This window comes from Mycobacterium sp. 4858 (genome assembly GCF_900240975.1).
Lineage (GTDB): Bacteria > Actinomycetota > Actinomycetes > Mycobacteriales > Mycobacteriaceae > Mycobacterium.
Genome location: NZ_LT968775.1, coordinates 1,240,184 through 1,266,168, shown reverse-complemented (window position 1 = coordinate 1,266,168; position 25,985 = coordinate 1,240,184). Strand labels below are relative to the sequence as shown.

General features: G+C 69.7%; 25 protein-coding genes. 15 read left to right on the top strand and 10 right to left on the bottom strand.

Annotated features, from left to right (window positions below):
* Positions 1 to 10 precede the first annotated feature (10 nt).
* From C1737_RS05970 to C1737_RS05945, 6 genes are all read left to right on the top strand, one after another.
* Positions 11 to 313 (top strand): urease subunit gamma, encoded by a 303-nt coding sequence (locus tag C1737_RS05970; protein ID WP_067921573.1) that lies wholly within the window; start codon positions 11 to 13, stop codon positions 311 to 313.
* Positions 310 to 621, top strand: a complete 312-nt coding sequence (locus C1737_RS05965) for an urease subunit beta (RefSeq protein WP_102417495.1) — start codon at positions 310 to 312, stop codon at positions 619 to 621. The genes C1737_RS05970 and C1737_RS05965 overlap by 4 nt, the downstream gene beginning before the upstream one ends.
* Complete coding sequence (locus C1737_RS05960; protein WP_102417494.1) at positions 621 to 2,342, top strand: urease subunit alpha; 1,722 nt, start codon at positions 621 to 623, stop codon at positions 2,340 to 2,342. The genes C1737_RS05965 and C1737_RS05960 overlap by 1 nt, the downstream gene beginning before the upstream one ends.
* Before the next feature lie 6 nt (positions 2,343 to 2,348).
* The gene (locus C1737_RS05955; RefSeq protein WP_102417493.1) at positions 2,349 to 2,984 is read left to right on the top strand and encodes an urease accessory protein UreF; all 636 of its coding nucleotides are present in this window, start codon (positions 2,349 to 2,351) and stop codon (positions 2,982 to 2,984) included.
* Positions 2,985 to 3,090: 106 nt separating this feature from the next.
* Entirely contained in the window at positions 3,091 to 3,768 is a 678-nt protein-coding gene (gene ureG, locus C1737_RS05950) for an urease accessory protein UreG (protein ID WP_067921567.1), read from the top strand.
* A complete protein-coding gene (locus C1737_RS05945) occupies positions 3,768 to 4,415 on the top strand; it encodes an urease accessory protein UreD (RefSeq protein ID WP_102417492.1) in 648 nt (215 codons plus the stop codon). Before ureG ends, C1737_RS05945 begins: the two co-directional genes overlap by 1 nt.
* Here C1737_RS05945 and C1737_RS05940 read toward each other — a convergent pair.
* From C1737_RS05940 to C1737_RS05925, 4 genes are all read right to left on the bottom strand, one after another.
* Positions 4,412 to 5,800 carry an NAD(P)/FAD-dependent oxidoreductase gene (locus C1737_RS05940; protein WP_068093916.1) on the bottom strand — a complete coding sequence of 463 codons (1,389 nt, stop codon included), beginning with the start codon at positions 5,798 to 5,800 and terminating at the stop codon, positions 4,412 to 4,414. The genes C1737_RS05945 and C1737_RS05940 overlap by 4 nt on opposite strands.
* A gap of 202 nt (positions 5,801 to 6,002) precedes the next feature.
* Positions 6,003 to 6,383, bottom strand: coding sequence for a DUF4189 domain-containing protein (locus C1737_RS05935; protein WP_067916674.1), 381 nt, complete (start codon positions 6,381 to 6,383; stop codon positions 6,003 to 6,005).
* Between the two features lie 109 nt (positions 6,384 to 6,492).
* On the bottom strand, positions 6,493 to 7,410 hold the full coding sequence (locus C1737_RS05930; RefSeq protein WP_102417491.1) for an LLM class F420-dependent oxidoreductase: 918 nt from the start codon (positions 7,408 to 7,410) through the stop codon (positions 6,493 to 6,495).
* A gap of 59 nt (positions 7,411 to 7,469) precedes the next feature.
* Complete coding sequence (locus C1737_RS05925) at positions 7,470 to 8,147, bottom strand: SDR family oxidoreductase (RefSeq protein ID WP_102417490.1); 678 nt, start codon at positions 8,145 to 8,147, stop codon at positions 7,470 to 7,472.
* Between the two features lie 254 nt (positions 8,148 to 8,401).
* Here C1737_RS05925 and modA point away from each other — a divergent pair, with 254 nt between their 5' ends.
* The 6 genes from modA to C1737_RS05895 all read left to right on the top strand — a co-directional run bounded on the left by modA (position 8,402) and on the right by C1737_RS05895 (position 13,665).
* On the top strand, positions 8,402 to 9,175 hold the full coding sequence (modA, locus tag C1737_RS05920) for a molybdate ABC transporter substrate-binding protein (RefSeq protein ID WP_067916668.1): 774 nt from the start codon (positions 8,402 to 8,404) through the stop codon (positions 9,173 to 9,175).
* A 3-nt stretch (positions 9,176 to 9,178) separates the two neighbouring features.
* Positions 9,179 to 9,985 (top strand): ABC transporter permease, encoded by an 807-nt coding sequence (locus C1737_RS05915; RefSeq protein WP_102417489.1) that lies wholly within the window; start codon positions 9,179 to 9,181, stop codon positions 9,983 to 9,985.
* Positions 9,982 to 11,088 carry a sulfate/molybdate ABC transporter ATP-binding protein gene (locus tag C1737_RS05910; RefSeq protein WP_102417488.1) on the top strand — a complete coding sequence of 369 codons (1,107 nt, stop codon included), beginning with the start codon at positions 9,982 to 9,984 and terminating at the stop codon, positions 11,086 to 11,088. Before C1737_RS05915 ends, C1737_RS05910 begins: the two co-directional genes overlap by 4 nt.
* A 120-nt stretch (positions 11,089 to 11,208) precedes the next feature.
* Positions 11,209 to 12,162, top strand: a complete 954-nt coding sequence (locus C1737_RS05905; protein WP_102417487.1) for an alanine and proline-rich secreted protein Apa — start codon at positions 11,209 to 11,211, stop codon at positions 12,160 to 12,162.
* A gap of 126 nt (positions 12,163 to 12,288) precedes the next feature.
* Positions 12,289 to 12,588 carry a GlsB/YeaQ/YmgE family stress response membrane protein gene (locus C1737_RS05900; protein ID WP_067760758.1) on the top strand — a complete coding sequence of 100 codons (300 nt, stop codon included), beginning with the start codon at positions 12,289 to 12,291 and terminating at the stop codon, positions 12,586 to 12,588.
* A gap of 48 nt (positions 12,589 to 12,636) precedes the next feature.
* On the top strand, positions 12,637 to 13,665 hold the full coding sequence (locus C1737_RS05895) for a zinc-binding alcohol dehydrogenase family protein (protein WP_102417486.1): 1,029 nt from the start codon (positions 12,637 to 12,639) through the stop codon (positions 13,663 to 13,665).
* A 6-nt stretch (positions 13,666 to 13,671) separates the two neighbouring features.
* On the opposite strand, the gene C1737_RS05890 is transcribed toward C1737_RS05895, so the two are convergent.
* The 3 genes from C1737_RS05890 to C1737_RS05880 all read right to left on the bottom strand — a co-directional run bounded on the left by C1737_RS05890 (position 13,672) and on the right by C1737_RS05880 (position 17,919).
* Positions 13,672 to 14,436, bottom strand: a complete 765-nt coding sequence (locus C1737_RS05890) for a CPBP family intramembrane glutamic endopeptidase (protein ID WP_067925747.1) — start codon at positions 14,434 to 14,436, stop codon at positions 13,672 to 13,674.
* 101 nt (positions 14,437 to 14,537) lie between these two features.
* The gene (locus tag C1737_RS05885; RefSeq protein WP_102417485.1) at positions 14,538 to 16,907 is read right to left on the bottom strand and encodes a phosphoketolase; all 2,370 of its coding nucleotides are present in this window, start codon (positions 16,905 to 16,907) and stop codon (positions 14,538 to 14,540) included.
* Positions 16,908 to 17,070: 163 nt separating this feature from the next.
* On the bottom strand, positions 17,071 to 17,919 hold the full coding sequence (locus C1737_RS05880) for an SDR family oxidoreductase (protein WP_068093942.1): 849 nt from the start codon (positions 17,917 to 17,919) through the stop codon (positions 17,071 to 17,073).
* An 89-nt stretch (positions 17,920 to 18,008) separates the two neighbouring features.
* Between C1737_RS05880 and C1737_RS05875 the strand changes: the two genes are divergently transcribed.
* Positions 18,009 to 18,518, top strand: a complete 510-nt coding sequence (locus tag C1737_RS05875) for a GNAT family N-acetyltransferase (RefSeq protein WP_102417484.1) — start codon at positions 18,009 to 18,011, stop codon at positions 18,516 to 18,518.
* 13 nt (positions 18,519 to 18,531) lie between these two features.
* Here C1737_RS05875 and C1737_RS05870 read toward each other — a convergent pair whose 3' ends face one another.
* The 3 genes from C1737_RS05870 to C1737_RS05860 form a co-directional block, all read right to left on the bottom strand.
* Positions 18,532 to 19,014: a DUF427 domain-containing protein gene (locus C1737_RS05870; protein WP_068093950.1), complete on the bottom strand. Its 483-nt coding sequence runs from the start codon at positions 19,012 to 19,014 to the stop codon at positions 18,532 to 18,534.
* Positions 19,015 to 19,051: 37 nt separating this feature from the next.
* Positions 19,052 to 20,644, bottom strand: coding sequence for an alkaline phosphatase family protein (locus C1737_RS05865; RefSeq protein WP_233214669.1), 1,593 nt, complete (start codon positions 20,642 to 20,644; stop codon positions 19,052 to 19,054).
* A gap of 186 nt (positions 20,645 to 20,830) precedes the next feature.
* Positions 20,831 to 21,748 carry an undecaprenyl-diphosphate phosphatase gene (locus C1737_RS05860; protein WP_102417482.1) on the bottom strand — a complete coding sequence of 306 codons (918 nt, stop codon included), beginning with the start codon at positions 21,746 to 21,748 and terminating at the stop codon, positions 20,831 to 20,833.
* A 168-nt stretch (positions 21,749 to 21,916) separates the two neighbouring features.
* Between C1737_RS05860 and C1737_RS05855 the strand changes: the two genes are divergently transcribed.
* Complete coding sequence (locus C1737_RS05855; protein ID WP_369807505.1) at positions 21,917 to 24,310, top strand: CoA transferase; 2,394 nt, start codon at positions 21,917 to 21,919, stop codon at positions 24,308 to 24,310.
* Between the two features lie 120 nt (positions 24,311 to 24,430).
* The gene (locus C1737_RS05850) at positions 24,431 to 25,915 is read left to right on the top strand and encodes an acetyl-CoA acetyltransferase (protein WP_068093964.1); all 1,485 of its coding nucleotides are present in this window, start codon (positions 24,431 to 24,433) and stop codon (positions 25,913 to 25,915) included.
* Positions 25,916 to 25,985: the final 70 nt, after the last annotated feature.

Below are 25,985 nucleotides of genomic sequence, written 5' to 3'. Positions count from 1 at the left end.
ATTCCAGAGCGTGCTCCTGACGCCGCACGAACAAGAGCGATTGCTGTTGTCCTACGCCGCCGAACTGGCACGTCGCCGTCGTGCCCGGGGCCTGCGGCTGAATCATCCGGAGGCGGTTGCCATCATCACCGACCACATTCTCGAAGGCGCGCGCGACGGCCGCACCGTCGCCGAGCTGATGGCCAGCGGCTGCGGGGTGCTCAGCCGCGACGACGTGATGGAGGGGGTGCCGGAGATGCTGTCCGACGTCCAGGTGGAAGCGACGTTCCCCGACGGCACCAAACTGGTCACCGTCCACCACCCGATCCCATGATTCCCGGCGAAATCCTCTACGGCAGCGGCGATATCGACATCAACGCGGGCGCGGAGCGGATCGAGCTGCGGATCGTCAACACCGGTGACCGGCCGGTACAGGTCGGCAGCCACGTGCACCTTCCGCAGGCCAATGCGGCGCTCTCGTTCGACCGCGCCGCCGCCCACGGCTACCGGCTGGACATTCCGGCGGCAACCGCCGTGCGATTCGAACCCGGTGTGGCCCAACAGGTCCGGCTGGTCCCACTGCGCGGCCGCCGCGAAGTGCATGGCCTGAGCCTGACCCCGCCCGGACGGCTCGACGCCTGATGTCGAGCGTGTCGCGAGAACGCTACGCCCAGCTTTTCGGCCCCACCGCCGGTGACCGGATCCGGCTGGCCGACACCGACCTTCTGGTGGAGATCACCGAAGACCGCAGCGGGGGACCGGGGCTGGCCGGTGACGAGGCGGTGTTCGGCGGCGGCAAGGTGCTGCGCGAGTCGATGGGCCAGGGACGCGCCACCCGGGCCGAGGGCGCACCCGACACGGTGATCACCGGTGCGGTCATCATCGACCACTGGGGAATCATCAAGGCCGACATTGGGATTCGTGACGGCCGCATCTCGGCGATCGGCAAGGCGGGCAACCCCGACACCATGACGGGGGTGCACCCGGACCTGGTCGTCGGGCCGTCGACCGAGGTCATCGCCGGCAATGGCCGGATCGTCACCGCGGGCGCCATCGACTGCCACGTGCACCTGATCTGCCCGCAGCTCATGGCCGAGGCGCTCGGCGCCGGGATCACCACGATCATCGGCGGCGGCACCGGGCCGGCCGAGGGCACCAAGGCCACCACCGTGACCCCGGGCGCATGGCACCTGGCCAGGATGCTGGAGGCGCTCGACGGCTGGCCGGTGAACTTCGCACTGCTGGGCAAGGGGAACACGGTCAGCGCCGAAGGGCTGTGGGAGCAATTGCGCGGCGGCGCTTCGGGTTTCAAGCTGCACGAGGACTGGGGGTCCACGCCGGCGGCGATCGACGCCTGCCTCACCGTTGCCGACGCCGCCGGCGTCCAGGTGGCGCTGCACACCGATACCCTCAACGAGATGGGGTTCGTCGAAGACACCCTGGCCGCGATCGCGGGGCGGTCGATCCACACCTATCACACCGAGGGCGCCGGTGGCGGCCACGCGCCCGACATCATCACCGTCGCGGGCAAGCGCAATGTGTTGCCCAGCTCGACCAATCCGACTCGGCCGCATACGCGTAACACCCTCGACGAGCACCTGGACATGCTGATGGTCTGCCATCACCTCAATCCCCAGGTGCCCGAGGACCTGGCCTTCGCCGAGAGCCGGATTCGGCCGTCGACCATGGCGGCGGAAGACCTGCTGCACGATATCGGCGCGATCTCGATGATCGGCAGCGACTCACAGGCGATGGGCCGCATCGGGGAGGTGGTGCTGCGCACCTGGCAGACCGCCCATGTGATGAAGCGCCGCCGCGGCGCGCTGCCCGGCGACGGTGCGGCCGACAATCTGCGGGCACGACGCTACGTCGCGAAATACACCATCTGCCCGGCGATCGCCCACGGCCTCGACCACGAGGTCGGCTCCGTGGAGGTGGGCAAGCTCGCGGATCTGGTGCTGTGGGAACCCCCGTTCTTCGGGGTCCGCCCGCACGCGGTGCTCAAGGGCGGCATGCTCGCGTGGGCGGCGATGGGGGACGCCAACGCGTCGATCCCGACGCCCCAGCCGGTGCTTCCGCGCCCGATGTTCGGGGCCGCCCCGGCAGCCGCGGCCACGACGTCCGTGCATTTCGTTGCGCCGCAAGCGATCGAGGCCGGCCTGGCCGAGCGGCTCGCGGTCACCCGGCGGCTGTCCCCCGTTCGGAACACCACCGGGCTCGGCAAGGCGGACCTGCCGCTCAACGACGCGCTGCCCGACATCGAAGTGGACCCGGACACGTTCACCGTGCGGATCGACGGCGAGGTCTGGCAGGAGGACCCGCCGGCCGAACTGCCGATGGCGCAACGCTACTTCCTGTTCTGACGGCCCATGTCCGCACTCGCGACGCTGCTCGCCCTGGCCGATTCCCGACTGCCGGCCGGCGCCCACGTGCACTCGGGCGGCGTGGAGGAGGCGGTCACCAGCGGCCTGGTGACCAACCTGGATACGTTGGAAGCCTTCCTGCGCCGCCGGATTCGCACCTCCGGGCTGGTCTTCGCGTCGATCGCGGCGGCGGTCCACCGCGGCGAGCTGAATCCCGATGCGGCCGACCGGGAGACCGATGCCCGCACGCCGGCCCCGGCCGCCCGGGAAGCATCGCGCAGCCAGGGCCGCGGGCTGGCGCGGCTGGCGCGGCGGGTCTGGCCGGACGCCCGCTGGGACGACCTCGGCGCCCAGCCCCACCTGCCCGTCGCGGCGGGGCGGGTGGGCGCCGTGAGCGGGCTGGTCCCCGAGCAGACCGCCCTGGCGATCACCTACACCACGATGACCGGCTCGGCGACGGCCGCCCAGCGGCTGCTTGCTCTGGACCCGGCCGAGGTTGCCGCGTGCACGTTTCGGCTGGCGGACCTGTGCGAGCGCACCGCCACCGAGGCGGCCGCCGGGCTGGCCGACTTGTCCGACCCGTTGCTCGACACGCTCGCGCAACGCCACGCTGAACGGGAACGTCCGCTCTTCGTGTCCTGAAGACCGGATGACTGATCGCACGAGGTACCTTCTTGGGCAGCGACTGCAAATTCGCGCACGGCCGGCCGGCGCGTCCGGTCTTCGGTCATGTTCTGAAAGGCCCCGCATGTCAACACATCTGCACACACACAGCCATACACACGTCGAGCGGCCGCGACGGGTCCGGCAACCGGGGGAGCCGCTGCGCATCGGCGTCGGCGGCCCGGTCGGCTCGGGCAAGACGGCGCTGGTCGCCGCGCTGTGCCGGCAGCTGCGCGACGAGCTGTCGCTGGCGGTGCTGACCAACGACATCTACACCACCGAGGACGCCGACTTCCTGCGCAGGCATGCGGTGTTGCCGGACAACCGGATCGCGGCCGTGCAGACCGGTGGGTGCCCGCACACCGCGATCCGCGACGACATCACCGCCAACCTCGACGCGATCGACGATCTGATCGCCGCGCACGATCACCTGGACCTCATCCTGGTCGAGTCCGGCGGTGACAACCTGACGGCCACCTTCTCCTCCGGTTTGGTGGACGTGCAGATCTTTGTCGTCGACGTCGCCGGCGGCGACAAGGTGCCGCGCAAGGGCGGCCCCGGGGTGACCTACTCGGACCTGTTGGTAGTCAACAAGACTGACCTGGCACCGCTCGTCGGAGCCGACCTGCAGGTGATGGCCGACGACGCCAACGCGGTGCGCGGCGGTCGACCGACGGTGTTGCAGTCCCTCACCGACGACCCTGCTGCCTCGCAGGTGCTGGCCTGGGTCCGCGCGCAATTGCGCGAGGCGGCCACCGTGTGATGCGGTCGCGGGTCCTGGTGGTCGCGTATCCGAACCGGCTACCGCGCATCGAGTGCGCCGGCGCCGTGGCCGCCCGCTGCACCGCGCCCGATACCGTCCATCTCGTGTCGGCGGCCGCCACGCCATTGGGTGGCGACAGCATCGACTTCCGCGTCATCGTCGAAGGCGGTGCCCGCCTAAGACTCCGCAGCGCCGCCGCCACCGTGGCGTTGCCCGGAGCCAATGTTCCTACCTCGCATGCCCATTGGGACGTGACAGTGACTGGAAGTCTCGACATCGATTTGGAGCCGACGGTGGTCGCCGCCGACGCCCGCCACGTGTCCGGCGCCGACTTCTGCTTGCGCGACGGCGCCCAGGTGCGCTTTCGGGAGCGGGTGCAGGTCGGCAGATACGACGAGCGCCACGGCTTTTGGTCGGGATCCCTGCGCGCCGACTGTGACGGTCGGCCACTGCTGCGCCACCGCGTGGAGCTGGGTGCCGGATCGCCGGCCGATGACATCATCGCGGCGCCTCGTGCGTCGATCCACGAATTGCGCTACCCCGAAACGGCTTTCCCGGACACGCCGGTCGCCGCCGGTGCGACCGTGCTGTCGCTGGCCGGCGGCGGCCTGCTGAGTACGTGGCAGGCCGACCGGCTGGGTGGCTAGCTGGCGCGTTTGGCGGTGGCCGGCCGTTTGGCTTCCGCCGCGAGCACCGCGAGTTGCTCGAGACGGGTGCGGGCGAATGCCTGCTGTTCGGTGATGGTCAGCTGGCCGCGCCGGGTGCTCAGGAAGGTCACCGTCCACGACAGCAGCGTGCTGACCTTGGTCTTGAATCCGACCAGGTAAACCAGGTGCAGCACCAACCACATCAGCCAGGCGATGAAGCCGCTGAACTCCAGGGGACCGATCTTGGCCACCGCCGAGAACCGCGAAACGGTGGCCATGGAGCCCTTGTCGAAATACTGGAACGGCTCACGCTCGGCCGGATCGGCCCCGCCGAGTTCGGCTTTGAGCGTGTTGGCGACGTACTTGGCGCCCTGGATCGCGCCCTGGGCCACGCCCGGAACGCCCTCGACGGCCGCCATGTCGCCGACGACGAACACGTTCGGGTGCCCCGGGACGGACAGATCCGGTAGCACCTTGACCCGCCCGGCCCGGTCAAGCTCCACCGAGGACTGCTCGGCGAGGTCGCGGCCGAGCCCACTGGCCTGCACGCCGGCGGACCACACCTTGCAGGCGGACTCGATGCGCCGGACGGTCCCGTCGGCGTCCTTCACGGTGATGCCGTTGCGGTCGACGTCGGTGACCATCGCGCCGAGCTGGATCTCCACGCCCATCTTCTCCAACCGGGCGCGCGCCCGCATGCCCAGCTTGTCGCCGAACGGCGGGAGCACGGCGGGGGCGGCGTCGAGCAGGATCACTCGCGCCTTGGTGGAGTCGATGCCGCGGAACGAGCCCTTCAGCGTGTGGGCCGCCAATTCCGCGATCTGCCCGGCCATTTCGACGCCGGTGGGGCCGGCGCCGATGACGGTGAAGGTCAGCAGCTTGGCGCGTCGTTCCGGATCACGGGACCGCTCGGCCTGTTCGAACGCGCTCAGGATCCGTCCGCGCACCTCCAGCGCGTCGTCGATCGATTTCATCCCGGGCGCGAACTCGGCGAAGTGGTCGTTGCCGAAGTACGACTGTCCCGCGCCCGCGGCGATAATCAAGCTGTCGTAAGGGGTTTCGTATGTGTGGCCGAGCAAATCGGAGACGACGAACTTCCTGGCCAGATCGATGTGCGTGACGTCGCCGAGCAGCACCTGGACGTTGCGCTGCCTGCGCAGGATGACACGGGTGGGCGGGGCGATGTCGCCCTCGGACACGATGCCCGTCGCCACCTGATACAGCAACGGCTGGAACAGGTGGTGGGTGGTGCGCGCGATCAGCTTGATGTCGACGTCGGCGTGCTTGAGTTTCTTTGCCGCGTTGAGTCCACCGAATCCCGAACCGATGATGACGACCTGGTGGCGACGTTCGGTTCCAGCTGTGGTTTCTGGTGGGGGGCTCATGTTTCCGCTGCTCCTGACGGGGGCTTTTGGACACGCGACTGCAGTTAGCCACAACGCTAGTCAGGCGGGTACCCGGAAACCTAATTGATACGCATGTGTTGTTTGCAACACTAACGGTGTTCCGAGCCGAAATGCCTGGTGGGCGACCGGCACTGTGGCGTAACTATCAGGGACGTCAGTCCACCCGGCGGCGGCGCCGTCGTTATTGGCTGGAGCCTTCCCCGGCGCAGTGGTCGTGGCCCGGTTGGATCGTTCCGCCCGGCGCGCGCGCCAGCGCCGCGGCCTCCGCCTCTTCGCGGGTCGGGCCCCAGCCACCGAAGTATCGCGATTTGGCCGCGTTGACGGCGAGCGCCAGGCACCCGCCGTCGCCGCTCGCCAGCAGGCGGCAGTCGCTGATGCTCTTGCGGCACGTGTCCATGACCGCCTTCTCGGCCGCGCCCTGGTTGGCCGCTCCGTCGGCGATGTTGATGCGGCCGGTGGAGTCCGAGATCGCCATGGCGATCCAGTTGTTGTCGGCATGCGCGAGCGGGGGCGCGGCGAATGCTACGCCGGCCGCGACCGCCGCCAGGGCTCGTTTCTTCATGGCCTGCTCCCGGCCCTCTTCCGCGCTGCGCCGTTGTGGCGCAGGTAAACGCTGCTACAGGGAAGTATTACCGCCGCCCGAACAATCCGCGACCCCACGCGGGCGGGAGCTACAGGCCGACGACCGGGCGCAGCGCTTCGCCGACGGCGCTGATCACGCCGGGGGTGTAGAAGGGCAGGTTGATGATCAGGCCGTCGATGCCGGCGTCCACCACCTTGGTCTTGAGCTGGTCTGCGACCGAGTCGGGGCTGCCGACCACCATGCGCTGCGTCATCTCGGCGGGGATCTGATCGGGTCTCGTGTTCTCGTCGACGAGCACCGTGGTCAGCGTGCTGGTTTCCAGCGTCGCCGGGTCACGATCGACCTCCTCGCAGCGCCGCCGCACCACCTCCAACTTGCCTGGCAGCTCGTCGAATCCGGCGATCACGTTGAGGTGGTCGAAGTGGCGTGCCGCCAGCGGAATCGTCTTCTTCTCCCCGCTACCGCCGATCATCAGCGGAATGTGGTCGCGGAAGCGGGGATTCGCCATTGCCTCGCGCACGCGATACCACTTGCCCTCGAAGGTCGGACGCTCGCCCTTGATCATCGGCAAAATGATCTGCAGCGCCTCCTCAAGCCGGTTGAACCTGTCGGTGAAGGTGCCGAATTCGAAGCCCAGTTGGTCGTGTTCCAGTTCGAACCACCCGGCGCCGATGCCCAGGATCGCGCGACCCTGGCTCACCACATCGAGCGTGGTGATGGTCTTCGCCAGCAGCGCCGGGTTGCGGTAGGTGTTCCCGGTTACCAAGGTGCCCAACTGAACTCGTTCGGTGGCGGTGGCCAGCGCGCCCAACGCGGTGTAGGCCTCCAGCATCGGCTGGTCCGGATCTCCCAGCATGGGCAGTTGGTAGAAGTGGTCCATCACGAAGACCGAGTCGAAGCCGGCCGCTTCGGCCTCGCGGGCCTGGGCCAGAACGGTGGGGAAGAGCTCCTCCACCCCGGTGCCGTAGGAAAAGTTGGGAATCTGCAGACCGAGTCGAATAGCCACGCGGTCTACCGTAGTGCGGCTCCGCGCGGCACGATACGGCTCGCCGCCGAATTACGCCCTCAGCCGAATTGCGCGAGCGCGCCGTGGCTGACGTGCAGGGTCTGGCCGGTGATGTGGCGGGCCGCCGGGGTGGTCAGGAACAACGCCAGGCGAGCGACCTCGTCGGCGACCGACGGGGGCGTGCGGGACAGGCCGTCGTAACCCGGCTGGACGCTGCGTCCGCCGGCGACGACGTTGACGGTGATACCCCGGGTGCCGAAGACGGTCGCCTGTCCGGCGACCCAATTCGACAGCGTCGCTTTGATCGCCGCGTCGAGGCTGCCGGCCGTCGCGTTCTCGGGCACCACGCTGATGATGGAGCCGCCCGAGCGCAGGTGATCGCCCACGGTCTGCACCGTCAGCACCGCCGAGAGCACGGTCGCGTCCAAGGCATGCCGCCAGGCGTTCGCCGTGTCGGCGATGGAATAGGTGCGCGGGTCGCCGGCGTCCCGGGAGGGCGCCGGCACGTTGACGATGGTGTCGAGGTGGTGGGGGAACAAGCTGCGGGCCTCGGTCAGGCTCGCCGGGTCGGTGGTGTCGCACACGATGGCGTCCACGTCCAATTCCTTGGCGGCGATCTCCAGCTCGCTGCGCCGCGCGCCCACGAGGGTCACCTTGTGACCGTCATCGCGGAAGCGTTCGCCCACTGTGCGCCCCAGTTCGGTGTCTCCGCCGGTGACCAACACCTCCACTGCCATGACCTCCTCGTGTTCAACGTTGAACCCAGACCCTGGCGGCTCCGCGGGCCAACCACGGGGCCGCTGCGGGGGACCTGCCTGGGATCTCAGCGCGTTATGGCATCAATCTGCCTAGATGTTACTGGACAGTAGCTAGTCGGCGAAATTGTTGCCGTCGCGACGCGCGGATCATTTGGATAACTATTCGGCCGTCACTTTTTTGCGCCGATAAAGCCGGGAAGCGGGCCGCATCGTCGGCGGGTTAGGGTGCACGCATGCGGCGGATCGGGATGCTGGCCGGTGCGGTTTCGGTGGCGCTGGCCGTGGGCCTGGTCGGATGCGGTTCGAAACCCCCGTCCCAGCCCGCTGGCGGCTCGGGGAAGCTCCTGGTGTTCGCCGCGGCCTCGCTGAAGTCCGCGTTCACTCAGCTCAGCGCGCAGTTCAAAGCCCAAAATGCCGGCACCGACGTCGAATTCGAGTTCGCCGGTTCCTCGGAGCTGGCCACCCAGTTGACCCAGGGCGCGACCGCCGACGTCTTCGCATCGGCGGACACCGCGCAGATGAACACGGTCGCCAAAGCCGGCCTGCTCGCCGGCGACCCGACCAACTTCGCCTCCAACACGCTGGTGATCGTCACCGCGCCCGGCAACCCCAAAAGGGTCGGATCCTTCTCGGACCTTGCCAGGCCCGGGCTGGGCGTGGTGGTCTGCCAGCAGCCCGTGCCGTGTGGATCGGCGACCCAACGGGTCGAAGACAGCACCGGGGTGCGCCTGCACCCGGTGAGCGAGGAGCCGAGCGTGACGGACGTCCTCAACAAGGTCACCACCGGGCAGGCGGACGCCGGGCTGGTGTACGTCACCGACGCCCGCGGCGCCGGAAACAAGGTGACAACCGTGAGCTTCCCGGAGGCCGCCGGCGCGGTGAACCGCTATCCGATCGCGGTGCTGAAACACGCACCGCAACCAACGCTGGCGCAACGGTTCGTGGCCATGGTGACCGGTGCGGCCGGTCAGGACATCCTCGCCCGGTCGGGCTTCGCCAAGCCCTGAACCGTGCACCGGCCGACGGATCTGCCCCGGTGGGTCTACGTCCCCGCCGGCGTGGGGACCGTGTTCGTCGTGCTGCCGCTGCTGGCCATCGCGGTCAAGGTCGACTGGCCCAATTTCTGGTCGTTGATCACCAGTTCGTCGTCGCAGACGGCCCTGTTCCTCAGCCTCAAGACCGCGGCCGCCAGCACCGCGCTGTGCGTGCTGCTGGGGGTGCCCATGGCGCTGGTGCTGGCCCGCAGCACCGCGCGCCCGGTGCGGCTGCTGCGGCCGTTGATCCTGCTGCCGCTGGTGCTGCCGCCGGTGGTCGGCGGGATCGCACTGCTCTACGCGTTCGGCCGGTTCGGCTTGCTCGGTCGCTACCTCGAAGCGGCCGGCATCAGCATCGCGTTCAGCACCGCCGCCGTGGTGTTGGCGCAGACCTTCGTCTCGCTGCCGTTTCTGGTGATCTCCCTGGAGGGAGCCGCACGCACCGCGGGCGCCGACTTCGAGGTGGTGGCGGCGACCCTGGGGGCCCGGCCCAGCACCGTCTGGTGGCGGGTCACCCTGCCGCTGCTGCTGCCCGGCCTGATGTCGGGGACGGTACTGGCGTTCGCCCGTTCGCTGGGGGAGTTCGGTGCGACGCTGACCTTCGCCGGGTCCCGTCAGGGAGTCACCCGCACGCTGCCCCTGGAGATTTATCTGCAGCGGGTGAGCGACGCCGACGCGGCGGTGGCGTTGTCGATCCTGTTGGTGGCCGTGGCGGCGCTGGTGGTGTTGGGGATGGGCGCGCACCGCCTGGCCGGGGCCGAAGCGGGGCAGCCGCGGCCATGAGTGAAGTGCAGTTGCGCGCCGTCGTGGCCGACCGCGATTTGGACGTGGAGTTCGCCGTGTCCGCGGGCGAGGTGTTGGCGGTCCTCGGGCCCAACGGCGCGGGGAAGTCCACCGTGCTGCATGTGATCGCGGGGCTGATCCGCCCAGATCACGGGTTGGTCCGGGTAGGGGATCGGGTGCTCACCGACACCGTGGCCGGGGTCGACGTGGCCACCCACGATCGCCGTGTCGGCCTGCTGTTGCAGGAGCCGTTGTTGTTCCCACACATGAGCGTCGCCGCCAACGTGGCATTCGGGCCGCACAGTCGACGCGGGCACCTTCGCCCCACTCGGGGCGAGGCGAACGCCACCGCGCTGCGCTGGCTGCGCGAGGTGGACGCCGAGTGGCTCGCCGACCGCAAGGCGCGCCGGCTGTCCGGCGGCCAGGCCCAACGGGTGGCGATCGCGCGGGCGCTGGCCGCCGAGCCGAACGTACTGCTGCTCGACGAGCCGCTGGCGGGTCTCGACGTCGCCGCGGCCGCGGGGATCCGCGCGGTGTTGCGCCGCGTCGTCAGCCGCACCGGCTGCGCGGTCGTGCTGGTCACGCATGACCTGCTGGACGTGTTCACGCTGGCCGACCGGGTGCTGGTGCTCGAGGCGGGCGCGATCGCCGAGATCGGCCCGGTCTCCGACGTGCTCACGGCGCCGCGCAGCCACTTCGGGGCGCGCATCGCGGGCATCAACCTCGTCAGCGGGACCGTCGCCCCCGACGCGTCCCTGCACGCGCGCACCGGTGCCCGCTGGCACGCGGCCGCCGCGCACGACAGGGGTGCAGACCTCGCCCCGGGGCGCAACGCGATCGCGGTCTTCCCACCCACGGCGGTGGCGGTTTATCGGGAGCAACCGCACGGCAGCCCACGCAACACTGTCGAGGTGACGATCGCGGAGCTGGACATTCGCGGGTCGGCGGTCCTGGTGCGCGGGGAGCAGCAATCCGATGGGGCCCCCGGTCTGGCCGCGGAGATCACCGTCGACGCCGCATCCGAGCTGCGGCTGGCGCCCGGCGAAAGGGTGTGGTTCTCGGTGAAAGCCCACGAGGTGACCTTGTATCCGGCGGCGAATTGAGGGGGTGGCCGAGACCGCCCGGCCGCCGGCGGGTTGCGCGTCGGCAACATCGGCAAAACGGCGCAGCAATTGTCCGCAAGGCTCCTTGCGTCACAGCGGTAACACGGTAGGTTCGTCGCCATGGATCAGGTGGAGCCCAACTCGACACGTCGCAAAGGCCTGTGGGCGACGCTGGCGATAGCCACGGTGACCAGCGCCAGCGCCGTCACGATCGCATTGCCGGCGACGTCGTACGCCGACCCGGAGGTCCCGACCCCGGTGCCGCCGACCACGACGACCGCCCCGCCGCCGGCGGCCGGTCCCGCCGCCGGCGGCGGGGCGGCACCGCCCCCGCCGCCGGCCGATCCGAACGCACCGCCGCCGCCTCCCGTCGACCCGAACGCCGGCCGGGTGGCCAACGCCGTCGGCGGCTTCAGCTACGTCCTGCCGCCGGGCTGGGTGGAGTCGGACGCCTCCCACCTCGACTACGGCTCAGCGCTGCTGAGCAAGACGACCGGGCAGCCGCCGCTGCCAGACCAGCCGCCACCCGTCGCCAACGACACCCGCATCGTGATGGGCCGTCTGGACCAGAAGCTCTACGCCAGCGCCGAAGCCAACAACGCCAAGGCCGCGGTGCGGCTGGGCTCGGACATGGGTGAATTCTTCCTGCCGTATCCGGGCACCCGGATCAACCAGGAGGCGACCCCGCTCACCGGGGCCAATGGCATCACCGGCAGCGCGTCGTACTACGAGGTCAAGTTCAGCGACGCGTCCAAGCCCAACGGGCAGATCTGGACGGGCGTCGTCGGGTTGCCGGCGGCGAGTTCGCCCAACGCCGGACCGCCGCAGCGCTGGTTCGTGGTGTGGCTCGGGACGGCCAACGACCCGGTGGACAAGGTTGCGGCCAAGGCGCTGGCCGAGTCGATCCAGCCCTGGGCGGCGCCGGCCGCGCCGGCTGCCCCGGGCGCCCAACCGGTTCCGGGAGCCCCGGCCCCCGCAGCCCCGGCTCCCGGAGCGCCCGCTCCGGCCCCGGCGCCGGCCGGGGAGGTCAGCCCGACCGCCGCCCCGATACCCCAGCGGACGCAATCGGCCTGACGGCCCGGGCGTCAGGTTGATGGGCTAACCGTCTCCGAATCGGACCCTTTTCCGTTACGCAAAGCGGGTATACCGAAGTGACGGCCCAGCAACTAGCTGGGCTTTGCCAGCGATAAGGAGACCCGCATGGACGTCATGGCAGCTACCGAATATCTGGCACGCTCAACAACGTTCACGAGCGTCGGCATCATCGGCTACATCATCATCGGCGGTCTGGCCGGTGCGCTCGCCAGCAAGATCATCCGGGGCAGCGGCGCCGGCATCCTGATGGACATCGTGATCGGCATCATCGGCGCATTGATCGGCGGCTTCATCCTGAGCTTCTTCGTCAACACCGCCGGTGGGGGCCTGATCTTCACCTTCTTCACCGCGCTGCTGGGGTCGCTGATCCTGCTCTGGATCGTCGGCATGGTGCGCCGGACCTGATAGCGGTCACCGCGTTGCGGCCGTGGTGGTTGGCGGCATGATGGACGAATGGCTTCACCGCTGACCACCACGACCATGCGGGCGTGGCGGGTGCGCCGGCCCGGGCCGATGGACACCGACCCGCTCGAGCGAGTCACCGCCGACGTGCCGCGCCCGGGGCCGTCGGAGTTGCTGGTCGCCGTCCGCGCCTGCGGGGTGTGCCGCACCGACCTGCACGTCACCGAGGGCGACCTTCCCGTCCATCGCGACCGGGTCACGCCCGGCCACGAGGTGGTGGGCGAGGTTGTCGAGGTCGGGTCCGAGGAGGGCGACGCGTTCCGCGTGGGGGACCGCGTGGGCATCGCCTGGCTACGCCACACCTGCGGTGTGTGCAAGTATTGCCGCCGCGGCGACGAGAACCTGTGCCCGCAATCCCGCTACACCGGCTGGGACGCCGACGGCGGCTACGCCGAGTTCGCCACGGTCCCTGCCGCATTCGCGCATGCGCTGCCGGCCGGATACAGCGACGCCGAGCTGGCGCCGTTGCTGTGCGCCGGCATCATCGGCTATCGCTCCCTGCTGCGTGCGGATCTTCCACCCGGCGGACGGCTGGGACTCTACGGCTTCGGCGGCAGCGCCCACATCACCGCGCAGGTCGCGCTGGCGCAGGGCGCCGAGGTGCACGTGATGACCCGCGGAGCCCAGGCGCGTGAGCTGGCGATGCAGCTCGGCGCCGCCTCCGCGCAGGGGGCGGCCGATCCGCCGCCGGCGCCGCTGGACGCGGCGATTCTGTTCGCGCCGGTCGGCGATCTGGTGCTACCCGCCCTGGAAGGGCTGGACCGCGGCGGCACCTTGGCGATCGCCGGCATTCACCTGTCCGACATTCCGCCGCTGAACTACCAGCGTCATCTGTTCCAGGAACGCCAGGTCCGCTCGGTCACCTCCAATACCCGGGCCGACGCGCGGGCGTTCCTCGAGTTCGCGGGCGAGCACCACATCGAGGTGACCACGCCGGAATATCCGCTGGACCAAGCGGATCGCGCGCTGGCCGACCTGAGTGCGGGCCGCATCGCCGGCGCGGCGGTGCTGCTGGTGTGACGGGCGTCAGGCCGTCAGGTGCCAGACCAGCGCGGCGGCCAGCGCGCCGAGCCCGTTCAGCGACCAGTGCAGGGCGATCGGTGCGATCAGGCTGCCGCTGCGGCGGCGTAGCCAGCTGAAGACGAAGCCGGCCGCGCCCGTGGCCAGCACGGCTCCGGTCACCCCGGCCAGCATCCCGACGAAGCCGCCACCGAACAGTCGGGTGAACCCGACGTTGCTGCTGGTGAGCCCGAGCGACGTCGCGACGTGCCACAGGCCGAACAGCAAAGAACCCGCCAGGGCGACCCCGCGGAAACCCCACGCCCGATGCAGCGCGCCGTGCAGCACGCCGCGGAACGCCAGCTCCTCCGGGATCACGGTCTGCAGCGGGATGATCACCATCGAGGCGATCAAGGCGCCGGAGACCGTGGCGTAGCGGTGGTTGAGGAACATCGGCCGGGTCATGGGGAGCAGCACCCCGACGGCGATCACCGAAGCGACGACGACCACCGCGGCCAGCGCGTAGGCCAGCCCCGACTTCCAGTGTTCGCGTCCCAAACCCAGGTCGGCCCAGTCCAGACCGTTCGCACGCATCAGGAAGACCAGGCCGACGGCGGCGGCGGGGACCGTGGCCACGCTGGCCCACGGCGTGGTGAAGTGGGCGACCAGGTTGGTCAGCACCAAGACCGCGACGACGACGGCGATGTCGAGGTGGATGCGAACCCGGTGCAGCGCCGAGAGCTGCGAGATCACCGGATGGTGAATGTCGGGCGTCCCGGCGGCGTCGAGCATCCGGCCAGTCTACCGGCGGCCCCCCGCGGCGACGGTTCAACGAGATTGCCGTCACGGTCGTCGTTCGCGCCCGAAGCACAACCGTGACGGCAATCTCGGCGTCAGGACCCCCAGGTCCAGCCCGCGATCTGCGGGTCGTCCTCGCCGTGTTCGCGGGTGTAGATCCGCGCCGCGAGCCGGGCGTCGACCATGCGCTGGCGCAGCTCGGCAGCCCGGCTGGCCAGGCCGTCGACCCGGTCGATCACGTCCATGACCAGGTGGAACCGGTCGAGGTCGTTGAGCATCACCATGTCGAACGGCGTCGTCGTGGTGCCGCGCTCCTTGAACCCGCGCACGTGGATGTGCGGGTGGTTGGTGCGGCGATAGGTGAGGCGATGGATCAGCCAGGGGTAGCCGTGATAGGCGAAGATGACCGGCTTGTCGCGGGTGAACAGCGCGTCGAATTCGCGGTCGGGCAGACCGTGCGGATGCTCGGATTCCGGCTGCAGCCGCATCAAGTCGACGACGTTGACCACCCGGACTGCCAGCTCCGGCAGTTCGCGGCGCAGGATGTCGGCGGCGGCCAGAATCTCCAGCGTCGGGATGTCGCCGGCGCAGGCCAGCACCACGTCGGGTTCACCGGTGGCGGTGCTCGCCCAGGGCCAGATGCCCAGCCCGCGCGCGCAGTGCGCGATCGCGGAGTCCATGTCGAGGTAGGCCAGGGCCGGCTGCTTGCCCGCGACGATGACGTTGATGTAGTCGCGGCTGCGCAGGCAGTGGTCAGCGACCGACAACAGGGTGTTGCCGTCCGGCGGCAGGTAGACCCGGGTCAGCTCGGCCCGCTTGTTGGCCACCAGGTCGATGAAACCGGGGTCCTGGTGCGACGCGCCGTTGTGGTCCTGGCGCCACACGTGCGAGGACAGCAGGTAGTTCAGCGACGCGATCGGCCGCCGCCACGGCAGCTCGCGGCTGGTGGCCAGCCACTTGGCGTGCTGGTTGAGCATCGAGTCGACGATGTGGACGAACGCCTCGTAGCAGTTGAACAGCCCGTGCCGGCCGGTCAGCAGGTAGCCCTCCAGCCAGCCCTGGCACAGGTGCTCGGAGAGCACCTCCATCACCCGACCGTCGGCGGCGAGGTTCTCGTCGTCGGGCCCCATCTCGGACAACCACACCTTGGCCGTCGACCCGTACACGGCGTCCAGCCGGTTGGAGGCGGTTTCGTCGGGGCCCATCAGCCGGAATCGGTCGCGGTTGCGGGCGATCACGTCCCGCAGGAAGGTGCCCAGCACCCGGGTGGCCTCGTGGGTCTCCGTCCCCGGGCGCGACAATTGAACCGCGTAGTCGCGGAAATCGGGCAGGTCGAGGTCGTGCAGCAGCAGGCCGCCGTTGGCGTGCGGGTTGGCGCTCATCCGGCGATCGCCGCCGGGGGCCAGCGCCCGCAGCTCGGCGCGCAGCCTGCCGTCGGCGTCGAAGAGCTCCTCGGGACGGTAGCTGCGCAGCCACTCCTCGAGCTGCGCCCGGTGCTGGGGGTTGTCGTGGGTTTCGGCCAGCGGAACCTGATGCGCCCGCCAGGTGCCCTCGACCTTCTTGCCGTCCACCACCTTGGGACCGGTCCAGCCCTTCGGCGTGCGCAGCACGATCATCGGCCAGACGGGACGCTCGAGACTCCTGCCGCCGCGCGCGGCGCGTTGGATGTCCGCGATGTCGTCGAAGGCCTCGTCGAGCGCAGCGGCCAACTGCCGGTGCACGTCGGCCGGGTCGTCACCGGCGACCGTGATGGGCCGGTAGCCGTACCCGCGCAGCAGTGATTCCAGTTCGGGGTGGGGGATCCGGGCCAGCACGGTGGGGTTGGCGATCTTGTATCCGTTGAGCTGCAGGATGGGCAGTACCGCGCCGTCGGTCACCGGGTTGAGGAATTTGTTGGAGTGCCAGCTGGTGGCCAGCGGCCCGGTCTCGGCCTCGCCGTCGCCGATCACGCAGGCCACCACCAGCTCCGGATTGTCGAAGGCCGCGCCGTAGGCGTGCACCAGCGCGTAGCCGAGCTCACCACCCTCGTGGATGGAGCCGGGCGTCTGGGCGGCCACATGGCTGGGGATGCCACCGGGAAAAGAGAACTGGCGGAACAACTTTCGCAGCCCTTCGGCATCTTCCTCGATGCCGGTGTAAACCTCGCTGTAGGTGCCCTCCAGGTAGGCGTTGGCGACCAGCGCCGGGCCGCCGTGGCCGGGCCCGGTGACGTAGATGACGCTGGCGTCCCGGTCGCGGATGACCCGGTTCAGGTGCGCGTAGATCAGGTTCAGCGCCGGGGTGGTGCCCCAGTGTCCCAGCAGCCGCGGTTTGACGTGCTCGGGCGACAGCGGCTCGGTCAGCAGCGGATTGTCCAGCAGGTAGATCTGTCCCACCGACACGTAGTTGGCCGCGCGCCAGTAGGCGTTGATCAGGTCGAGTTGGTCGTCGGTCAGGGCAGCGGTGGTCCGGGTTTGGAGGCTCACCCCGCCGATTGTCCGCGCCCGCGGTGAACGGCGCCCGACGCGATCGCCGACTACTCCTGATGGCGGCGACCCGCTTCACCCGGCTCCGCCGCGCTCGCGATCGCCGACTACCTGATCGCGGCGACCCGGCTTCACCCGGCTCCGCCGCGCTCGCGATCGCCGACTACTCTTCGCCGCGCGCCCGCGACTCGTAGGCCCTGCGCTTCTCGGCGTCGACGTGGTCGGTGAAGACGTGCTCGCCACCGAGCGCGCGGTTCAGCCCCTCCGACAGCGCGCGCGGCATGAACTTCTGCGACGCGATGATCGCGCCGGCAGTCTTGGTGACCCGCACCCGCGGCCGGGGATGCGCGACTAGCCTGACGATGGCCTCGGCGATGTCTGACGGCTCGGCGTTCTTGACGCCCTTGGCCCCGGAGGTGCCTGCGATCAGCTCGGTGTTCACGAACGTGGGCATCACGAGCGAGAATTTCACGCCGGACGAGCGGTTTTCGATCCGGGCGGCATCGGTGAACCCGATGACCGCGTGCTTGCTGGCGCAATAGGTGGCCGCGCCCGCGATATACGTCTCGCCGGCCAGCGAGGCGACGTTGATGACGTGGCCGGAGCGGCGGGGAGCCATGCGCTGGACCGCCAGCTTGCTGCCCAGGATCACGCCGTAGACGTTGATGTCGAGGACGCGCCGGGTCACGGAGTCGGGCTCGTCGACGATCCGGCCGAGCGGCATGATGCCGGCGTTGTTGACCAGCACGTCGATCGGGCCGAGTTGGCGTTCCACCTCGTCGAGGAAGTCCGAGAACGAGTGCGGGTCGGTGACGTCGAGTTTGCCGTAGACGTCCAGGCCGAGCGCGGCGCCGGATTCCTTTACCCGCACCTCGTCGACGTCGCCGATCGCGACTTTGGCGCCGAGATTGTGCAGCGCGGTCGCGGTGGCCAGCCCGATGCCGCGGGCGCCGCCGGTGATCACGATGACCTTGCCGCGAACCTTGAGGCCAATCGATGCCGTGTCTGCCATTGCCATACCCTCCGGATTCTTGACGGGTGTCAACACGGAAATCTACGCCGCACCGCGACCTGATCCGCCGAGCCCCGGATACTGCAACGATGACCGAGGTGCGGGCGGCGGTACCGGCGGATGCCCACGCGGTGGCCGGCCTGCACGCGCGGTCGTGGCGGGTGGCCTACCGGGGCCTGATCGCCCAGGACTACCTGGACAGCCTCACCGCGGAGGCGTTGGCCAGCCGCTACACCTTCGGCCGCGTCGGGTCGCGGATGCCGTTCACCTTGGTCGCGGTCGACGGGCCGGCGATTCGCGGCTTCGCCACCACGGGCCTGTGCCGCGACAGCGACCTACCGAACTTCGGTGAGCTGATGGCGCTCTACGTCGACCCGGCCCACGTGGCGACGGGCGTCGGGCGTCTACTCATGACCGCGGCCCGCGCGCGGTTGCGGTCGGTCGGCGTGGGCGGCGCGGTGCTGTGGGCGCTCGACGCGAACACCCGCGCCCGCCGCTTCTACGAGCGCAACGGCTGGGAGACCGACGGAGCTTGCCGTCCAACGACTTTCGGCGGCCAGACGGTGCGATTGGTGCGTTATCGGCTACGGCCGGTGTAACGATCCGGCGCCGTCACCAGCCGGCCGAACCGGGACCGCCTTTGAACGGGCCGGTCACCCAGCTGGTGATCCAGCCGCCGTAGAACCCCCCGGGCTGGGGCACGACGACCTCCCCGTTGACCGTGCAGCGGTCGACGGCGCCGGCCATGACCGCGACCGCCCCGGCGATCGATTCGAACCCCGGCGCCGGGTCCGGATAGCTCCAGGCGGATTTCGGGGCGACGACACCGCCGCCGATCAGGTCGTAATACGTTGCCCGGCCTTTCCATTCGCACCAGGAGCTTCCGGACGTCTCGCGCAGCGCCCCTTCGACAAAGGCCTCGCGCGGCAGGTAATAGGTCGGCGGATGACTGGTCTCGAGGACCCGCCAGGCCCGCGGGCTGCGCGCGACGACTTCACCGCCCAACTCGACGGTGATCGCACCGGTGAACGGCTCGACGCGGGGTGGGCGCGGGTAATCCCACACCGACTCGCTCTCAGGCCCGGATCGGCTCATCTGTCGTCACCCCGGCTCATGGGTTCCCCGGTGCGGCCTACGGCCAGTACTCGTTCATCGGCTGAGCGTACTTGTCGTTGTTCGTGAGCCGGGGAAGCTGCAACGAGTCCTCGATGGTGCGCAGCAAGCCGTAGTGGTTGTTGTGGGAGGTGGACACCAGATGCCCTTGGCGCATCCCCGAATTCGGCGACGGGATGACGATCATGGGGATGTGGTTGCCCTCGTTACCGATGGTCAGTGACAGGTTGTTGAAGTCCTCGTCCCACGTGATGAAGATGGCGCTGCGTTGGGTCTGGAAAGCCGGCGAATTCACGATCGTGGGCAACACCTGCTGCAGAAACTGATCGCCGGCCTTGATGTTGTACTGATGCGAGGTCAGCTCACTGCCGACGAAGCGGAGGTTGACCGGGCCTTCCATGTTGTTGTTTTCGTCCGCCGCGAACCAGACGAAGTTCGGCGTGGTGGAGGCCGAAGCGAGATCGGTCGCCATCCGCGTCAGCGGCAGCACGTGCGCCTGGCAGCGGGCGGCGTTGGAGACGATGTCGTGGAAGGCGAGAAACGGTAGCTCACCGGGGCTATACGGACCGCTCGCCGCGGTTGCGCACGGTCCGGGCATGGATTGCTCGTAGCTGGCCCACGTCTTGCCCGCCCCCTCGATGGAGTCGGCCAGGTTCGGCGCGTCGAAGCAGTTCATTTCGCAGTTGTAGTTGGCGCCGAAGTCGGATCCGCCGAGGATCGGATAGTAATTCGGCAGGCTCGGATGGGTCAGGGCGAAGTAGTTGGACCCGTACCCGTACGAGCTGATGAGGCTGTTGATGTACGGCGCATTCGGGCTGCCCACAACGTCTTTCACGCCGTGATTCTCCAGGTAGACCAGGAACACGTGATCGAGGGGCCCGACGGTCGACGCGGGCGGGGTGGGTGGCGGCGGCGCGGCCAAGGGGGCGCCGATGGTGAACGAGAGGTTGTCGGCGTACGAGTGGTTGTAGGCGCCGCCCGCCCAGTGGGTGTCCTTGAAGGTCACGGTTACGCGCGCGCTGCGGGTGCCCGCCGGGATCGTCCCGGTGGAGTCGCGTTCGGCCAACTCGGTCTGGAACCCACGCTGCAGAATCGAGACCGGCCCGATTTTGCCTGTGCCCAAGGGTAATTGGCTGGCGGCCAGGAACTCGACGGTGGCCGACGCCTCGGACAGTTCCAGCCGGTTGCCACCGAGCCAGCCGCTCAGCGTGAACGGCACGGTGCCGGTGTCGATCGCCGCCGCCGCACCGCTGAGGTCGACGACCTGGGTGAGCGTGGACGTCGCCACGTTGCCACCGCCGAAGTACTGGGCGCCGCCGTCTGGCGGTCCGTGCTGGGCGGCCGGGAATGCCAGGAACTTCGGCATGGTCGGCCCCGGCGACCCGAGCGGCGAGGGCAGCCGGACCAGCGTGTTGTACTTGATCACGGTCGGTGTGCCGGTCGCGGTCCAGCCCGGTATCGTCACCCCGCTATAGCCGGACAACGACGGGTCGCCGAGCTCGGCACCCGGGTTGACCAACAGGTTCGGGCTCATCGTGGCGGCGGCGGCCGCCCTCGGCGCGGTGAACGTCGACAGCACCAGCATCGCGGCCCCGACGGTGGCGCCGGCCACACGACAAAGGCGACAGAACATTCAGGCATCACCTCTGTCGTTGAGACGCCGCGCATTTGCTCCGTCGATGGTGAGCTACGCCACGCTCAACTCCTACGCTGTTGAGCGAACCGATACCCAGCGGTTGCCATTCGGTGACCGAGTCGGTGAGGCGATGTCAGGAGAAGTCGTATATTGGCGCGCCCGTCAACCGACGGCAAGCCACACCAGGCTGGCGCCACCGGCCAGGGCGCAGTAGACGGCGAACGGGGTGAGGGTGCGGGTCTGGAAGTACTGCGTCAGGAACCGCACGGCGAGGTAGGCGCAGACGAAGGACGCGATGCTGCCGGCCAGCACCTGGCCGTGGATTCCGGTGGCGCGGGGCCCGAACAGTTCCGGGATCTTGTACACGCCGGCGGCCAGGATGATGGGGGTGGCCAGCAGGAAGGAGAACCGGGCGGCGTCCTCGTGGGACAGGCCGCGCCACAGCCCCGCCACCATCGTGATGCCGGAGCGGCTGATGCCGGGCAGCAGGGCCAGGATCTGCGCGGCGCCGATCAGGATGCCGCGGCGCAGCGGAAGTTGGGCAAGGCGGTGGTCGACGGCCTCGCCGGTGTGCTCGCGCTGTTCCTCCGACGGCTGTTCCCGGTCGGGCGCGGGGGCGACGCGCCGGCGCAGCACCTCTCCCGCATACAGGGCGATGCCGTTGAGCACCAAGAAGATTGCCGCGGGAATGGGCTTGCCGAGCGTGGTGCGGAAGGTCCGTTCCAGGAGCAGCCCGGCCAGCCCGACCGGGATGGTGGCCCCGACGATCAGCCAGGCCAGCCGCTCGTCGGGGGTCTGAATGCGGCGATACCGCAGCGAGGACACGAATCCGGCCACGATGCGCAGCCAGTCCCGCCAGAAGAAGACCAGCAACGCGGCGGCGGTCGCCACGTGCAGGCCCACGATGAACGCGAGGTAGGGCGACTCCGGGGCCGAGACGCTCAGGTCCTGGGCCCACCGGCCGCCGACGACCGCGGGCACCAACACGGCGTGCCCGAGGCTGGAGACGGGGAACAGCTCGGTGACGCCCTGGAAAGCGCCGACGACCACGGCCTCGATGTAGGTCAGGTGCGCGCTCATGTGGGATGCCTCCGTCGGCTCGTGGTGGCGGATACGGCCTCGCCGATCGGCCTGTGACGATAGCCGACGCCGCGTTCGCCCACTCAATCAGCTTGCCCGGTCGGCCTTTCGGCCGGTGGGGCCGCGGTCGGCCCGGTCAGACCCCGAACCTGCGGGTACGGTGTGCTGATGTCCGACGGGTTGCTCGACGCCGTGCGCGTCCTCGACTTGTCGAGCGGCAACGGCGACGAGGTGACGCGCCTGTTTGCCGACCTGGGCGCCGACGTGCTCAAGGTCGAACCCCCGAGCGGAAGCCCGGCGCGGCATGAGCCGCCGACGCTGGCCGGTGCGAGCATTCCGTTTGCCGTGCACAACGCCAACAAACGCAGCGTGGTGTTGGACCCGTACGACGAGGACGACTGCGCGGTGTTCCTCGACCTGGCCGCGCAGGCCGACATCCTCGTCGACGACGGCTTCTACGGCGAGGCACCGACGTTCGGGACATCGGTGGAGGAGCTGGCCGCCCAGCACCCGCACCTGGTGGTGTTGTCGATCACCGACTTCGGAGCGACGGGCCCGCGGTCGTTGTGGCGGGCCACCGATCCGGGGTTGTACGCGATGTGCGGCTCGCTGTCGCGATCCGGCCCCCCCACCGGCACCCCCGTATTGCCGCCGGACGGCATCGCGTCGGCCACCGCCGCCGCCCAGGCCGCCCGGGCGGCCCTCGTCGCCTACTACAACCGATTACGTTGCGGCACAGGTGAATTCATCGACTTTTCCCGGTTCGACGCGGTGGTCATGTCGCTTGACCCGGCGTTCGGGGCGCAGGGGCGGGCCGCCGCCGAACCCCGCCGCACCGGCCAGTGGCGGGGGCGCCCGCGCAACCAGGACGCCTACCCGATCTATGCGTGCCGGGACGGCTACGTCCGGCTCTGCGTGATGGCGCCGCGCCAGTGGCGGGGACTGCGGCGCTGGCTCGGCGAGCCGGACGATTTCCAGGACCCGAAATACGACGTGATCGGCGCGCGCTTCGCCGCGTGGCCGCAGATCAGCGAGCTGGTCCAGGCGCTGTTCGCCGAGCAGACCATGAAGGACCTGGTGGCCGCCGGACAGGCCCACGGCGTGCCGATCGCCGCCGTACTGACGCCGTCGTGGGCGATGGGTTCCGAGCATTTTCGGGCGGTGGGTGCGATCACCGACGCCGAGCTCGTCCCGGGCGTGCGGGCCAGCGTCCCGACCGGGTACTTCGTCGTCGACGGGCGCCACGCGGGCTTTCGCAGCCCGGCACCCGCCCTCGGGCAGGACGCGCCGGGCTGGCGCGGCAACCCCGCCGTGGTGCAGTCGCCCTCCGGCCGCGTCGGTGACTTCCCGTTTGCGGGCGTGCGCATCCTCGACCTGGGCATCATCGTCGCCGGCGGCGAGCTGAGCCGGTTGTTCGGCGATCTCGGCGCCGAGGTCATCAAAATCGAAAGCTCCGAGTACCCGGACGGGCTGCGGCAGGCCCGCGTCGGGGAGGCGATGAGCGAGTCGTTCGCCTGGACCCACCGCAACCACCTGGCGATGGGCCTGGACCTGCGCGGCCCCGCCGGCAAGGAGATCTTCACCCGGCTGGTCGCGGAGTCCGACGCCGTCTTCGCCAACTTCAAGCCGGGAACGCTTACCGCCCTGGGCTTTTCCTACGACAAGCTGCGTGCCGTCAACCCGCGGATCGTGCTGGCCGAGAGCAGCGCCTACGGTGACCAGGGCCCGTGGAGCACCCGCATGGGCTACGGGCCACTGGTGCGCGCCGCCACCGGCGTCACCCGCCTGTGGACGGCCGACGATCCGGAGAACCCCGACGGCGCTGCGCGCCATGCCTTTTACGACGCGACCACGATCTTTCCCGACCACGTGGTCGGGCGGATCACGGCCATCGCGGCGCTGGCCGCGCTCATCCACCGCCACCGGGCGGGCGCCGGGTCACACGTGCACGTCTCGCAGGCCGAGGCCGTGATCAACCAGCTCGACGCCTTGTACGTCACGCAGGCCGCGCTGGACGCGGGCGTGCCGAGAATCTCCGAAGACACCAGCCTGCACGCGGTCTACCCGTGCGCGGGCGACGACGAATGGTGCGTCATCTCGATCGGTTCCGATGAGGAATGGCGCTGCGCCGCAGGCGTTTTCCAGCATCCAGAGTGGGCCGACGACCCGCGTTTCGCCACCGCTGAGGCCAGGCTGGCGAACCGGCGCGAGCTGGTCGAATCGGTGTCGGCCTGGACCCGCAGCCGCACCCCGGCGCGGGCGGCCCAGCTGCTGCAGTCCTCCGGGGTTGCGGCCGGACCGATGAACCGGCCGCCGGACATCTTGGAGGACCCGCAGCTCGTCGGGCGCAAGTTGTATGCCGAGATGTCGCATCCGCTGATCGAACGTCCGCTGCCGGCGGAGACGGGCCCGGCGCCGTTCCAGCACATCCCGCGGGCGCCGCAGCGGCCCGCGCCGCTGCCGGGCCAGGACACCGTCGACATCTGCCGGAGACTGCTCGGCATGAGCCCCCAGGAGATCGACCGCCTCATCGGCGAGGGCGTGCTGTTCGGGCCGCCCTGACTCGGGGGTGAATCCAGCCCACGCGACCGGACGGATCGATAGCCACGCGCTGGACTCGATGGCGCGACTCCTCAGCGGGCCGTACACGGCCCGCATCGATAGCCACGCTAAATTCGCAGTATGACCGTGGACCCCAGAACACCCGTGCTGATCGGCTACGGCCAGGTCAACCACCGCGACGAGATCGATCCGGACAAGCGGTCCGTCGAACCGGTTGACCTGATGGCGGCCGCGGCCCGGCAAGCCGCCGACGCGCGGGTGATCGAGGCCGTGGATTCCATCCGCGTGGTGAACATCCTCTCGGCGCACTACCGGGATCCTGGGCTGCTGCTCGGCCAGCGGATCGGCGCCGCCGGTTTCACCACGCTGTACAGCCCCGTCGGCGGCAACGTGCCGCAGTCCCTGGTCAACCAGGCGTGCCTGGACATCCAGCGGGGCAGCGCCCAGGTGGTGCTGCTGGCCGGCGCCGAAACCTGGCGCACCCGCCGGGGCCTGCGCGCCAAAGGCGGCAGGCTCGAGTGGACCGTCCAGGACGAGTCCGTCCCGATGGCCGAGGTCAGCGGCGACGACGTCCCGATGGCGGGCGATGCCGAGATCAGGATTCGGCTGGACCGGCCGGCCTACGTCTACCCGCTGTTCGAACAGGCGCTGCGGATTGCGAACGGCGAGTCGGTCGAGCACCACCGCAAGCGCATCGGCGAACTGTGGGCCCGCTTCAACGCCGTCGCGGTCGGCAATCCGCACGCGTGGATCCGCAAACCGGTGACCGCCGAGGAGATCTGCGAGCCCGGCCCGCAGAACCGAATGATCAGCTGGCCGTACACCAAGCTGATGAACTCCAACAACATGGTCGATCAGGGCGCCGCGCTGGTGCTGACCTCGGTGGAGGAAGCCAAGCGGCTGCGGGTCCCCGCCGATCGGTGGATCTATCCGCACGCGGGCACCGACGCCCACGACACCTCGGCCATCGCCGAGCGTGACGAGTTGCACCGCTCGCCGGCGATCCGGATCGCCGGCGGTCGGGCGCTGGAGCTGGCGGGCCTGGGCGTCGACGACCTCGACTACGTCGACCTGTATTCCTGCTTCCCCTCGGCCGTTCAGGTGGCCGCGGCCGAACTGGGCCTGCCGGCCGATGATCCCGCCCGTCCGCTCACCGTCACCGGTGGATTGACGTTCGCGGGCGGCCCGTGGAGCAACTACGTGATGCACTCCATTGCCACCATGGCGGAGTTGCTGGTGGCCAATCCCGGGCGGCGCGGGCTGATCACCGCGAACGGCGGCTTCCTGACCAAGCACAGCTTCGGCGTGTACGGCACCGAACCGCCCGCCGAGTTCCGTTGGGAGGACGCGCAACCCGCCGTCGACCGGGAGCCCACCCGGGACGGTTTGGTGGAATGGGAGGGTGTCGGCACGGTGGAAGCGTGGACGACGCCGTTCGATCGCGACGGCCGGCCGGAGAAGGCCTTCCTGGCCGTGCGCACGCCCGACGGTTCACGCACCCTTGCCCTGATCACCGACAGCGCCGCGGCGGCGGCAACCGTGTGTGAGGACATCGGCGGCGCCAAGGTCGCCGTCGCCGCCGACGGCTCCGCCGCGCTGCAGTAACCCGGCGAAAGGCTTTCCGCCAGCTCAGGGTCCCGTTTGGCCGGTAACGGTCGCGTAGGCGACGCCGTCT